The 13,966-nt window shown below is 27.0% G+C and carries 14 protein-coding genes and 1 pseudogene; 4 read left to right on the plus strand and 11 right to left on the minus strand.

Translation table 4 applies throughout. The features are described 5' to 3' along the window. Window positions 1-452: hypothetical protein (locus T380_RS03940; protein WP_036436908.1), on the plus strand; the 452-nt coding region annotated here is incomplete at its 5' end. A 225-nt stretch (window positions 453-677) separates the two neighbouring features. On the opposite strand, the gene T380_RS03945 is transcribed toward T380_RS03940, so the two are convergent. Continuing rightward, window positions 678-2,834, minus strand: a complete 2,157-nt coding sequence (locus T380_RS03945; RefSeq protein ID WP_051599973.1) for an ATP-dependent Clp protease ATP-binding subunit — start codon at window positions 2,832-2,834, stop codon at window positions 678-680. 182 nt (window positions 2,835-3,016) lie between these two features. Here T380_RS03945 and T380_RS0102210 point away from each other — a divergent pair, with 182 nt between their 5' ends. From T380_RS0102210 to pip, 3 genes are read left to right on the plus strand one after another with little or no spacing between them, the layout of a single operon-like run. Beyond that, window positions 3,017-3,280: a hypothetical protein gene (locus tag T380_RS0102210; protein ID WP_027334284.1), complete on the plus strand. Its 264-nt coding sequence runs from the start codon at window positions 3,017-3,019 to the stop codon at window positions 3,278-3,280. Beyond that, complete coding sequence (locus T380_RS0102215) at window positions 3,280-4,893, plus strand: PTS transporter subunit EIIC (protein ID WP_027334285.1); 1,614 nt, start codon at window positions 3,280-3,282, stop codon at window positions 4,891-4,893. Before T380_RS0102210 ends, T380_RS0102215 begins: the two co-directional genes overlap by 1 nt. Before the next feature lie 53 nt (window positions 4,894-4,946). Further along, a complete protein-coding gene (gene pip, locus T380_RS0102220; protein WP_036436916.1) occupies window positions 4,947-5,885 on the plus strand; it encodes a prolyl aminopeptidase in 939 nt (312 codons plus the stop codon). Here the strand turns inward: pip and T380_RS0102225 are convergent. The 10 genes and pseudogenes from T380_RS0102225 to T380_RS0102270 form a co-directional block, all read right to left on the minus strand. Beyond that, on the minus strand, window positions 5,882-7,039 hold the full coding sequence (locus tag T380_RS0102225) for an amidohydrolase family protein (RefSeq protein ID WP_027334287.1): 1,158 nt from the start codon (window positions 7,037-7,039) through the stop codon (window positions 5,882-5,884). The two genes, pip and T380_RS0102225, sit on opposite strands and share 4 nt — an antisense overlap. A 1-nt stretch (window position 7,040) precedes the next feature. Continuing rightward, window positions 7,041-7,712, minus strand: a complete 672-nt coding sequence (locus tag T380_RS0102230; protein WP_027334288.1) for a copper homeostasis protein CutC — start codon at window positions 7,710-7,712, stop codon at window positions 7,041-7,043. After that, a complete protein-coding gene (locus T380_RS0102235) occupies window positions 7,712-8,182 on the minus strand; it encodes a PTS sugar transporter subunit IIA (RefSeq protein ID WP_027334289.1) in 471 nt (156 codons plus the stop codon). Before T380_RS0102235 ends, T380_RS0102230 begins: the two co-directional genes overlap by 1 nt. A 75-nt stretch (window positions 8,183-8,257) precedes the next feature. Next, window positions 8,258-9,022 (minus strand): annotated as a pseudogene (locus T380_RS03950) (type II restriction endonuclease); the annotation flags it as partial. Window positions 9,023-9,113: 91 nt separating this feature from the next. Then, window positions 9,114-10,118 carry a Dam family site-specific DNA-(adenine-N6)-methyltransferase gene (locus T380_RS03955; protein ID WP_156930197.1) on the minus strand — a complete coding sequence of 335 codons (1,005 nt, stop codon included), beginning with the start codon at window positions 10,116-10,118 and terminating at the stop codon, window positions 9,114-9,116. Between the two features lie 142 nt (window positions 10,119-10,260). Further along, the gene (gene rplS, locus T380_RS0102250) at window positions 10,261-10,617 is read right to left on the minus strand and encodes a 50S ribosomal protein L19 (protein ID WP_027334290.1); all 357 of its coding nucleotides are present in this window, start codon (window positions 10,615-10,617) and stop codon (window positions 10,261-10,263) included. Beyond that, a complete protein-coding gene (gene trmD, locus T380_RS0102255) occupies window positions 10,607-11,281 on the minus strand; it encodes a tRNA (guanosine(37)-N1)-methyltransferase TrmD (protein ID WP_027334291.1) in 675 nt (224 codons plus the stop codon). The genes rplS and trmD overlap by 11 nt, the downstream gene beginning before the upstream one ends. 2 nt (window positions 11,282-11,283) lie before the next feature. Continuing rightward, the gene (gene rpsP, locus T380_RS0102260) at window positions 11,284-11,685 is read right to left on the minus strand and encodes a 30S ribosomal protein S16 (protein ID WP_027334292.1); all 402 of its coding nucleotides are present in this window, start codon (window positions 11,683-11,685) and stop codon (window positions 11,284-11,286) included. Window positions 11,686-11,788: 103 nt separating this feature from the next. Then, a complete protein-coding gene (locus T380_RS0102265; RefSeq protein WP_027334293.1) occupies window positions 11,789-12,979 on the minus strand; it encodes an acetate/propionate family kinase in 1,191 nt (396 codons plus the stop codon). Further along, window positions 12,979-13,929 carry a phosphate acetyltransferase gene (locus tag T380_RS0102270; RefSeq protein WP_027334294.1) on the minus strand — a complete coding sequence of 317 codons (951 nt, stop codon included), beginning with the start codon at window positions 13,927-13,929 and terminating at the stop codon, window positions 12,979-12,981. Before T380_RS0102270 ends, T380_RS0102265 begins: the two co-directional genes overlap by 1 nt. Window positions 13,930-13,966: the final 37 nt, after the last annotated feature.

Genomic DNA, 13,966 nt, shown 5'->3' on the forward strand with positions numbered 1-13,966 from the left:
ATGGAGGAACCAAGAAAATGACGAAAAAAATAGAAAAAATAACATTGATAAAAACTGAAAAAGCTACCAAAAAAGATATAAATCAAGTTTTCAACAAATTCGAGAATGTCAAATGTGATAGAATGATAAATGAAGAGAATAAAGAAAATTCTTACATTCTATTGGAATGAAACGGAAATGACATGAAAAATAAAAAGGCAAAAATACCAGAGCAAAATAATTGAAATGGTCTTATTCAAGCAATAATACCAGTGTTTAAGAATATGCTTGATGAATCAAATGAAAAACTAAAAACTGAGATTCTTGATGAAATAAACCCTAGATTAAATGCAATAGAAAATGATATAAAAATCTTAAAATCTGATGTTGTAGAATTAAAGTCTAATGTAAAAATGCTTAAGTCATTCCATGTTGAAGATATAAAAAAATATGATAAAAAAAACTATAACTAAAAACTTAATGAGCAAATTCCTAAAAATTTTTGAGAATGTTTGATAATTTTGTTTAATAAATATACCTTATACTAAAATTTAATAATCAATAACATGGAATAATTTTTATATAAAGTTTTTTAGAGATTGTAAATTCTAATTATTTATTAGAATAATTTTTATAATGTAATTATCGATATAAAAATTAATTAAAATAGACCTAATTTAATTTAGGTCTATTTATTTTTATTTTTTGTTGATTATTTTTAAATCATTATTTTCGTAAGTTATCAAGTATTTTTTATTGGGTTTTAATGTTTCATCAATAATTTTATAAGCAATAAAACTTTCTAGATTATTTTGTATAAATCTTTTTATAGGGCGTGCGCCAAATTGAGAATCATATCCATTTTTAGAAACATAATCTAAAATTTTTCAGTCAAATTCAATAGAAATCGTTGAATTTTGCAAAATTCTTGATGATAATTTTTCAAGTTCTAAACCGGCAATATTTCTAATTGTATTATTATCTAAAGCATTAAACGTAATAATTTCATCAATCCTATTTACAAATTCTGGTTTAAATGACTTTAATAAAATATCTTTATGTTTATTCATATTAAATTCATTACTTAAAATCAAATCACTTCCTAAATTAGATGTCATAATAACAATTAAATTTCTACAATTTATTACTCTTCCTTTAGAATCAGTTATTTGACCATTATCTAATAATTGAAGCAATATATTTAATACATCGGGATGAGCCTTTTCGATCTCGTCAAACAATAATACTGTATAAGGATTTTTTCTTATCCTTTCTGTAAGTTGACCACCTCGCTCAAATCCTACATATCCTGGAGGAGCACCCAATATTTTAGAAACACTATGTTTTTCCATATATTCCGACATATCTAATCTAATCATTTGTTTATCAGAATCGAATAAGGCATAAGCTAAAGTTCTAGCTAATTCTGTTTTACCTACTCCCGTAGGACCCATGAATAAAAAGCTAGCAAATGGTCTATTAGGATCGTTAACATTGGCTTTTGCTCTAACAATGGCCTTCGATACAGCTTCAACAGCTTCATTTTGTCCTTTTACTCTTTTAGTTAAAATACTTTCAAGATTAAGTATTTTATCTTTTTCAGTTTCAAGCAATTTAGTAATCGGAATTTTTGTTCACTTAGAAATAATTTGAGCAATCTCTTCTTCGGTAACTGTTTCTTTTACTAGATTTTTTTTATTTTTATTTTTTAATTTTTCAATTTCTTTTTCTGTATCTGGAATATCTTTATACATTATTTTTGAAGCATCAGCAAAATTACCTTCTGTTCTGTATAAATTCATCATATGTTTTAAATCATCAAGTTTCTTATTTAGTTTTGATAATTTTTCTAATTCTAATTTTTCTTTTTGTCATTCATCTTTTAATTTAGTTATAACTACATCAATATTCGAAATATTTTTTACAACTTCATCATATCTCTTTTTTTTGTCAGGACTATTTTTAATGGCTTCTTTCTCCATTTCGAGATGGGCTTTTTCTAATTCTGCTTTTTCTAATTCTTCAGGTTGATAGTTCATCTCAGTTTTTATGGTTGCGGCAGCCTCATCTATTAGATCTATAGCTTTATCAGGTAAAAAACGATCACTTATATATCTACAACTTAATTTTGCGGCAGATACAAGTGCATCATCAGTTATTTTTACACTATGATATGTTTCAAAACGCTCTTTAATACCCCTTAAAATTGTAATTGTATCTTCAACTGTTGGCTCTTCAACTTGTATTGGTTGCATACGACGTTCAAGCGCGGGGTCAGTTTCAATGTATTTTCTATATTCATCATAAGTTGTAGCGCCAATTAAATGCATTTTGCCACGAGCCATTAATGGTTTTATAATATTCGCCGCATCCATACCACATTGTGAATTTTTCCCTGTACCTACAAGCATATGAATTTCATCAATAAAAACAATTATGTCTCCATTTGAATCTTCAATTTCCTTTAAAATATCTTTTAAACGTTTTTCAAATTGTCCTTGAAAACTAGCTCCCGCAATAATTTGGGGCAAGTCAATTTCATAAATTTCTTTTCCTTTAAGATTTTCAGGGACATTGTTTTCAGATATTTTTTTAGCTAAACCTTCAACTATTGCGGTCTTACCAACCCCTGGTTCACCAACTAGAACTGGATTATTCTTTGTTTTACGTGAAAGAATACGAATCATTCGTCTTATCTCATCATCTCTATTTATGACTGGTTCAAGTTTATTTTGAAGCGCTAAATCAGTTAAATTTCTTCCGTATTTTGCTAAATTACTTGATTTCTTTTTATTATTATTTATATCATTATCTTTCATAAATTTTTGTAATATATCATCTAAATTAAAATCCATTTTTACCTCCTTGTTTTATTATAGCATAAAATTAGCACTCTATATATAAGACTGCTAATTAATATTAATTGTGGTAATTTTCCATAACCAAAAAATTACAATTAAGCAAGAAATATACTTATTAACTTTATAATTTATTGTAGATATGTAATTAATTATATACATATCAAAAAGGAGATAAGATGTCTTTTATTAAAGGGGGTCTTGGACGCGATAAAATTATCCAACTTTCACTCTGAATTGCTACAGGAGTTTGAATGTTGGCTTTAATTATTTTATTTGCACTCAAGGCAAATATTTCTAGCGAAAACAAATTAGGACCATCAATGGGCGCTGACTTAATAGCGGGATTTTCATTAGTGTTCTTAATTTTGCTTATTGCTAGTGTTGCAACAACTGTTATTTTATCTTGACTAAAAAAACGTAATGTCAAGGGGGTTAAATAATGACTATGTCAGTTGGTAAAAAAATACTTAACTATTTGAGTGAATTAGGTAAAGCACTCATGTTCCCAATTGCTGTATTACCAATAGCCGCTATTTTGATGCGTATTGGAGCAGAAATACCAACAACAACAGTATTTTCTAAATTTATTCAAGCTTTTGTAGCTGCTGGTGGAGATATTGTTTTTGGTAACTTACCTATTTTATTTGCGGTAGGTATTGCATTTGGATTATCAAAAGAAAATAGGGGGGAAGCTGCATTTGCTGGTTTAATAGGAATGCTTCTTCTTATGACACTTCTTAAAAGTGGTGGCGCTAACTTAGTTGATGTTTTTTATGGAAAAATTCAATTTAGCGGTGCTAAAGGACTAGGTTTTGCAGGATTACTTGGTAATAAATATGATGCTATAATGTCAGCTAATGTTTTAAATGGTATATTAGTTGGTATTCTTGTATCTGTTATTTATAATAATGCAAGAGATATTGAATTACCAAAAGTTTTAGGTTTCTTTTCAGGAAAAAGATTAGTTCCTGTTATTACAATATTCTCAATATTAGTGCTTAGTATAGCTTGAGCATTAGTATTTCCATGAATAGCTTACATTATTTATGTATTATCTAAAGCGTTAGGTGATGCAACCGGTAATCGTTGAGCAAATGCTGTTATTATGGGGGCATATGGATTTTTAAATAGACTATTAATACCATTTGGTTTACACCATATACCAAATAACATCTTCTGATTCCAATTAGGTGAACATATTAACGCTAATAAGGAAATCATTAATGGTGATATAACGATTTTCTTAAGCGGAATAGCAAAAGGTAATACAGCGGGTACATTCCAATCTGGTTTCTTCCCAGTTATGATGTTCGGTCTTCCAGCTATGGTTGCAGCACTCTATTTTACAGCAGAAGATAAAGAACAAAAAACACGTGTTATCGCACTCTTCGGTAGTGCAGCAGCTGTTTCATTTTTAACTGGTATTACAGAACCAATCGAATTTGCATTCTTATTTGTTTCACCATTACTATATGGAATTCATGCAGTATTAACTGGAATATTCGGTGCTATTGTTGGTTTATTCGGAATTCAAATCGGATTCGGATTTTCAGCAGGTTTAATTGACTACTTGTTGAGTTTTCCTAAATCACTTGCTATAATTGCAGAAAACTACACAGGATTTGAAGCAATTATAAGAAATCCATTATGATTAATTCCAATTGGCGCAGTTACTTCAGCAGTATACTTCTTTATTAGCTTTATTATGATTAAGAAATTAAATCTTCAAACACCAGGTCGTGGTACAGGAAGAATTGAAGTAGAAGAAGAAACATCTACAAATAATAAAGTTTCTGGAGAGCTTTCTCAAAAATCAAAATACATAGTTAAAGGTTTTGGTGGATGAGATAACATTGTTGAATATCAAAATTGTTCAACAAGATTAAGATATACTTTAAAAGATGCTAATATGATTGATGAATCACTTCTTAAAAAGGGTGGAGTTATCGGAATTAAAAGAATTTCTGACACATCAGTACAAGCCATTATTGGTACGCATGTTGAAAATGTAAACAATGAAATTAAAGATCACATTGGAGAACAATTAGATTAATATACAAAATAAAAACAGGCGCATGCCTGTTTTTATTTATATATAATTTTTTTATGTACAAAAAATATTTATATAAAAAAATAGAACCTTATGAAAAAGGTTACTTAAAATTATCTGATTTACATACTATGTATTATGAAATATGCGGAAACCCAAATGGAATTCCTATAATAAATATTCATGGTGGACCTGGTGGTTCTTCATCTAAAGAGGCCAGACAATTATTTAATCCTGATAAATTTAAAATTATTTTTTATGACCAAAGGGGATGTGGGAATTCTACACCTTACGCAGAAATAAAAGATAATAACACAAATGAATTAATAGAAGATATTGAAAAACTAAGAAGATTTTTAAAATTAGATAAAATATCTCTTTTTGGTGGTTCTTGGGGCACCACGCTTTCTTTATTATATGCAATAAAATACCCTAATAACATTCATAAAATGATATTAAGGGGAGTGTTTTTAGGAAGAAAAGAGGATATTTTTTGATTAAACCAAACCGGCGCATCCAAATTTTACCCGTTAGAATACGAAAAATATATTTCTATTATTAACCCTGATGAACGCCATGACTTAATTAATGCGTATTATAAATTATTAAATTCGGAAGATAAAAATATTTGTTTACAAGCTGCTAAACATTGAGCAGAATGAGAGGGTTCTTTAATTTCTGTAAAAAAACAAAAAACAAATAAAGAAAGTAATCCATATGAATGTTTATCGATAGCAAGACTAGAAAATTGATATTTTATTAATAAATTATTTTTGAATGATGAAAACTTTATTCTAAACAATACTAACAAAATTAAAGATATACCAATTGATATAGTTCATGGACAATTGGATATGGATTGTTTACCTATTCAAGCATACTTATTGCATAAAAGACTACCAAAATCAAGACTTTTTATTATTGATGGATGCGGACATACATGAAGAGAAAAAGGAATAACAAAAAAACTCATTGAATTAACAAATGAGTTTTAATCTTGTTTTTTATAAATCAATTCCCCGTTTTTATAGAATAATTCAACATTGATATCTTTATCAATTAAAATAAAATTTGCTTTTTTGTTTTCTTTAATTGTTCCATATTTGTCTAACAAACCATATTTTTTCGCAATGTTATATGAAGTAAAATATACTAATTCACTTCATGTTGGGTTGCAGGCTTTTTTAAAATTATCAACAATTCGATTATAAGGTTTTCCACTTCCTGAAATTGTATTTGTGTTTTTTAAATAAAAAAGATCTCCTTTTTTTTCTGTTTCTAAGCTACCCAACATATAATACCCATCGCTCAAACCTTTTTGAGCCAAAGAATCTGACACAATTGTTAAATTGTGTTTTTCAATATTTTTGTATGTAAATTCAAGAACATCATTACTTGTGTGCATACCATCACCAATAATTTCTACACTAAAATTATTTGGTAAAGGCTTATATGTTAGAATGGTATTAACAATTGAATCATTTCTATGATGAAAACTAGAACAAGCATTATATAAATGAGTTACTCTAGAAAAATTATTTATCATGCCATTTTTTGATAAATTGTATGCATTTGAATGACCTATACTATATTCAAAAATATCGCTATATTTTTTTAACAAATCTAAATCATTATTTTCTGCCGCAATAACAATAATTAATTTATTAAAAAAATTATTTTTTAATCAGTTTAATATATCTTCATCTATTGGTTTTATGAGAGTTTTATCATGTGCGCCTTTTTTTTCAATTGAAATAAAAGGACCCTCCATATATCAACCAAGTAATGTATCTTCATATTTATTTATTGCCTTTCGGAATGATAAAGCGATATTTTTTAATCTATCTGTAGAAACCGTTACACTTGCACCAAACACTCCCACAACACCTTCTTTAGATAAATTTGATTCATATTCTTTTCAATTCTTATCAAAATCTTTTTGATCAATATCGGTAAAATCTAACCCATATCCTCCATGAGTATGAGAATCTATAAAACCCGGCATTATAATTTTATTCGTACAATCTATACCCTTCTTAGTTGTTTTGCCTTTTTTAATATTTAAAATATTACCTGTTTGCTCATCTATTTCTATGTATCCTATAAATTCTTTATCATGTGTTACTATTAATGCGTTTTTATAAATCATCTTATTTTAACCCCATAAACTCTATTGCTTTCTTTAACTTATCTTCATCAATTGGTTCATTTCATGATGAATTTATACGAACTGCCCTACCCAAATGAATATTATTGAATCCGTTTTTTACTAGGTAAGGAATATCTTCAATTTTGATGCCGCCCCCAATCAAAAAAGTAATATGATACTTATTTTGTCATTCCTTATATTTTTTTATTTCATTTAAATTATAAAAATCAAATGAAGTTAATATAGTATCAAAATTAGATGAATTTAAAATTTTTAATGCTTCTTCTTTATTTTCTATTCTTTCAAATGCTCTATGAAACGTAAATTTCAAATTAGGGTATTTCTTAAGATTATTAACCAAGTTTTCATCTATTTGGTTATTTCTTAAATAACCACAAACGTATCTTGAAATATTTTTTATATTCCGTGCAAAATTTAAAACTTCTTCAGTTTTTTTAATAATTTTTTCATTGTACTCATTTTCAAATGGTTCAGTAAACCTTACCATTAATACGGTATCAACATTTAAAATTTCAGCTTTTTTAATATCATTCATGCTTGGAGTATATCCTCCATGGTCCATGCTACTACAAAATTCAGTACGTATATTTTTGTATTTACTTAATAATTTTAAATCATCTAAATCTTTAGAAATTATTTCTAGAACTGGCATTATTTAACCTTAAATATTTCATTATTTACTTTTGTCTCACCAAGTTTTAAATCAAATATGTTTTTATTAATTGATTCTGGTAAAACAAGGATAATGATATCTGAACTAGAAACATGAGTAGAAATTTCGTTAATATCAACTGTACATAAATGATCTCCTTGTTTAACTGTTTGTCCTTGTTTAACAAAAGATTCAAATCCCTTTCCTTTTAATTCAACAGTATCAATTCCAATATGAATTAATATTTTTGTGTTTTTGGTTGAAATTCCATATGCATGTTTTGTATCAAATACAGTTTCTAAAATACTATCACATGGAGCATAAATATTTATTTTTTCTTTTTTGGTTTTAATTGCAACTCCATCTCCTAGCATTTTTTCACTAAAAACGCCGTCATTTAATGATTTTAAATCATTAACAACACCATCACAGGGCGAAACAATACTTAAACTTTTTTTACTAAATCACATAATTCTCCTTTTATACTTTTATAAATATTATATTCCTCTATAACATATATAGTAAAGACGAAAATTTTTAATCATTTACAATGTTTTGAGAACCCCATTTTCTAAATCATCTATTGAGTAAATATGTCTTACATTTAGAAATGTATTTTTTAAAATGTTTTTAGAACTAATTCATCCAATTCCATCAGTAAATCAAACAAACTTTATATTGCTTATATTTTCATACTGTTTAGCTAATAATAAATACGACCTTGCAACCTCATTAGGTTTGGAACCTGGTTGTGAATAAAAATTACACTCACATACATATAAATTTTTAGAAGTTTTTATAGCAAAATCAAATCTTTTGTTAAAATCCAATTCTTTTTTATAATAATTTTCTTTATTATTAAATTTTTCAAATAATTTTATTAAATTTATTTGCTTAAAATATGTTTGATCTTTAATAAAACCTGCTTTTTTAATATAGTCTTCTACTAAATCCTCCATTAATTTTCCTGTACGATTTTTTCTTGCATTACTATTCAAACCTACCTCAACACCCAATAAATAATCAAATAGATTATTTATATTATGATTAAGTAATTTAAATAATCCGGTTTGTTCCATAAAATAAGTAAGCTCTTCAATACGTTTTTGACTCAAATTAAAATCATTGAAATCAAATTTAAAATTTATGCCAGATATATTTGTATTTCGCACAGCTAACAAACATGGTATACATTTAATGATTCATGGTTTTTTCTTACATAAATTAACAAATTCCTCCTTAATTTTATTTTTACCAACTAATTTGCTTAATTCCATTATTTCTTTTTTTAATAATTTGAGTTTGTTGTATACAACTTTAAATTAAACAAAATATTTATAACTTGCAATACTTTCTTTCAATTTTAATATTCATTTTTCAAAATCTCGGTTGTTTATCATTTTATGCATCCTCATTATAATTATAATTTGTAATTATAACTTCTTCAATTGCTCCTCGACCTTCACCATTACTATTAATCATTCGTCTAGCATGTACTATTTCTATTTTATATTCTTTATATAACTCACGAATTAAGGGAGTATTATGATTACTCAACATAACGTATACTCCTTTTTTATCCATTTCTTTAAATATTTTTGATAATTCTATTTGCCCTTCTTTTCCAAATGAATTTTTATTATAAGAGTCAAATGTTTTTTTGCTCTCTAAATTATCATATGGTGGATCAAAATAAATAAAATCATTAGATTGTACGGAACTAAGTGATTTCGCAAAATTTTTTGTATAAAAAATATTTTTTGAATTTTTAAAATAAGTCAATAAATTCATAAAATTTTGAAAGTTAAATGAATTTATTTTTTTCTTTTTTCCGCTTGGTACATTAAAAAAACCTTTAGAATTAACGCGGTACATTCCATTAAAACAAGCTTTATTTAAATATATAAATCTAGCTGCAATTATATAATTTGGTAATTCAAAAAAATTAGATTCTTGATCCATTTTTCTTATATGTAAAAAATAATTCTCCGAATGATTTTTTTCATGTTCTTTTAAAGTATTAATTAAATTATTTATTGTTGTTTTATTTTTAAAACATTCAAATGTAATCATTAATTCTTTATTAATGTCATTTATCACAAATTTTTTGGGTTGTAATTTAAAAAGTAAAGCACCTCCTCCGACAAATGGTTCAAAATATGTGCCATAATTTTTAGGTACTCTTTTAACAATTTCGCTTAATAATTGTGTTTTCCCTCCGACTCATTTAACAAATGGATGAAGCACTAATAAATTATCATCAATAATAGCTTTTAATTTTCTTTGTAATCCATTATATATTTTTCAAATTGTTAAAAATTGAACCCCCATAACTTGTCCTTGCTCTATTTCAGTTAGTTGTGTTCTTTCAATACCTACTTTTTTAGCCAATTCTTCCTGTGACATTCCCTATTCTTTTCGTAAGTTTTTTATATCACTACCAAGATCAGATAAGATTTGTTTTATATCCATAAAATAATTATAAATATATTTGTCTATTTATATATACAATATTTATAAAATAAATAAAAAGCACATAGTGCTTTTTTTATTTTCTTCTAATTTCTTTAAGACGAGCTTTTTTACCTGCTCTATCACGCATAAATCAAAGTCTTTTACGACGAACTTTATTCTTTCTTGTCACTTCTATTTTAGAAATAAGAGTTGAGTGTAACGCAAAAGTTCTTTCAATACCAACACCTGAATCAGAAATTTTACGAACAGTAAAATGTTCCCTTGTTCCTGATTCTTTTTTACTAATTACTAAACCTTCAAAAATTTGAATTCTTTCTTTATCGCCTTCTTTAATACGAACATAAACTTTAACGTTTTCACCTGTGCTAAATTCGGGCAAATCATTTCTTAACTGACTAGCTTCAACAACTTCCAATAATTTATTTCTCATTTTTAATCCTTTCAATAATATCTGGACGCAACTTTTTAGTTTTTTCAATTTGTTGTTGTTTTCTTCAATTTTCTATTTCTTTATGATTTCCATTTAATAATACTTCAGGAACTTTCATTCCTTTATATTCGCGTGGTTTTGTGTATTGTGGATAATCCAAGTATCCTTCATTTTCAAATGAGTCATTTTTAAATGAATTTTCATTTATAACACCAGGGATTAATCTAATAATACTATCAGCTAAAATAATAGCTGCTATATCTCCATTTGTTAAAATGTAATCCCCTATTGAAATAGTTTCATCAACTAATTCATTAACACGCTCATCAAAACCCTCATATCGACCAGCTATAAATATTATTTCATCTAATTTGGATAAACGATGAGCATCTTTTTGAGTGTATGGTTTACCTTGTGGAGAAATAAGTACTTTATATCCATTAATAGTATTAAGAGCTTTATCAATTGGTTCTACCATCAATAACATTCCTGCACCACCACCATAAACAGTATCATCCACAGTTTTTTGTTTATTGTTAGAAAATTGTCTTCAATCAACAATATTAAATTTTATTAACCCTTTTTCTGAAGCTTTATTAATAATTGATTCATTTATAAATGCCTCATAATATTTGGGAAAAAGTGTTAAAAAATTAATTTTCATTATTATTTTTTTGTTTTTTCAGTAGTTTTCTTTGTTACCGATTTTTTTGTTGTTGTTGATTTTGGTTTAGCTTCTTTTGTTGTCTTAGAGGTAGATTTTGTTTTTACTTCTTTGACAGGTTTTGCTTGTTTGTCTTTTTTAGGTTTGGTATTTTTTGATATATGAAGTTTTTCTCAAAGATTTTTGCTTCTAAGTAAATTTTTAAATGTTTCTGATGGTTGAGCACCTTTTGCAAGTCATTCAGCTATACGATCTTCTTTAACAAATAAATCTTTTTTATGCGGATCGTAAGTTCCTAGATTCTCAATAAATTGACCATCACGAGCTTGACGAGCATCTACTGCTACAAGTCTATAAAACGCACTAAAACGTTTACCACCACGAGTTAATCTTAATTTAACCATATGTCTCCTTTTTTATTCTTATAAATAATAACATAAAATAAATGTGTAAAGCAAAAAAACTTTACACATAATTAAGTTTAAATAAAAAACGCATGAGCGTTTTTTAGCTATATAACTTAATTGCATCTTGAGCAATTAAAAGTTCTTCATTAGTTGGTATTACATAGACTTTTACTTCTGAATCAGGGGTTGAAATTAATGTATATTCACCTTCAACTTTATTAGTATTAATCTCATAATCTATTTTTATATTTTTAAAATGTAATTTGTCTATTATATTTTGACGGACACTAGCAACATTTTCGCCTATTCCAGCTGTAAACACAATCGCATCTGGGTTGCCGCCTATTTTATTTGCATATAATGCTGTATAATCCGCTATTTTTTGGGCATATAAATCTAATGCAAAAATTGCATCCTTATTACCTTTTTTAGCTGCCGCTTGAATATCACGCATATCGCTAGAAATTCCGCTAACACCTAATAAACCAGATTTTTTGTTTAATGTATTTGTAAATTCCTCAATACTTATATTAGCTTGTTTCATAACGAATTCATGAATTGAAGGATCAATATCACCACTTCTTGTTCCCATCATAATTCCGGCAAGTGGGGTTAATCCCATAGAAGTATCAAATGATTTTGAATCTTTAACTGCACAAAGACTTGCGCCGTTACCAATATGCAAGTTAACAAATGTTACTTTATCTTTATTTAAAATTTTTTGAAGGGCAAGAGTTATATAACGGTGACTTATTCCATGAGCTCCATATTTCTTTATTCCATATTTTTCATTCATTTCTTTTGGTAATGCATAAGTATTGTTTACTTTACTAATTGTTGTATGAAAAGCTGTATCAAAATTAACTGACATTTTTGCTTTTGGCATAACTTCTTTGAATGCCCGCATTGCTTGTACTGCACCAGGATTATGTAATGGTGCATAAATTGATGCTTTTTCAACAAGATTAATTTCTTTTTCACCTAATCTTGATGCTCTATCAAAATATGGTCCCCCTTGGACAACTCTAAATCCAATAAATTCAATTTCATTTGCATCTTTTATAATTTTATGTTCTGAAAGCATTTCTAATATGTGTTCAACTGCTATTTTATGATTTGACATTACAACATCTTTTTCAAATCTTTCGCCATTGTATTTAATCAAAATCTTTCCTATTGGTAAAGTGATTCTCTCAGCTATGCCACTAGAAATTAATTTATAGTCTTTTTTTTCAAATAACGCTAATTTAATTGAACTGCTACCCGCATTTATAACTAGTATTTTCGACATTATTTATCCTTTGTTTGTAATGCACTGATTAAAACAGTATTTACAACATCATCAACACTTGAGCCTCTTGATAGATCATTAACAACTTTTTTTGTTCCAGTAACAATTGGTCCAATTGCTCCAAATCCACCTAGTCGTTGAGCAATTTTATAACCAATATTACCAGCGTCTAAAGTTGGGAAAATAAAAATATTTGCTTTTCCTTCAAATGTTGGTAATTTATATTTAGCATTTCTTACGGTCATATCAAATGCAGCATCAAATTGAACTTCTCCAATTGCTAAATTATCTTTATTTAAATTATTGTATTTTTCAGTTGCTGAATGGACCAATATTGATTCATCGCTTTTTGCAGAAAAATTGGTAGAAAATGATAAAAATGCAATTTTCGGTTCTATATTCAAACTTCTTGCGAAAGAAGCAGTGTTTTGAGCAATTTCAACAAGTTGATCTTCATTTGGTTTAATATTTATTGAAATGTCCCCAAATATATAATTTTCATCTTTTTTATGCATAATCATAAGCGAAGAAATAGTCTTTGTTCCTGGTTTTGGTCCAATAGCCTTAAAAGCAGCACGAAGAATGTCTGCAGTTGAGTAATTTAATCCGCCAACCACAGCATCTACTTCATTATTATGCAACATGAGCATTGCATAATAAGGTAATTGTTTAAGATTTTCAATTGCTTGTTCTTTTGTTTCTTTACCTTTTCTTATTTCAACATAATCATTTACGTATTTATCTTTTTTTTCTAAATCATCATTTATATTTAGAAATGATAAATCGTTGTTTTCTATATCTTTATCAGTTAATAAAATAGTTTTTATATTCTTGTATTTTTTTAATATTTTGGCAGCTTCTTGTGTTCTTTTGTCTTCGCCATCAATTAATACTATTTTTTTTGTCTCTAATTTTTTAACTTGTTCATCTAAATACTTAACAAAATTCATTTAATCTCCTTTTTAAATAACTTATAAATTATACAAA

It is taken from the genome of Mycoplasma elephantis ATCC 51980 (assembly GCF_000687815.1).
GTDB classification, from domain to species: Bacteria; Bacillota_I; Bacilli_A; order Mycoplasmatales; family Metamycoplasmataceae; genus Mycoplasma_H; species Mycoplasma_H elephantis.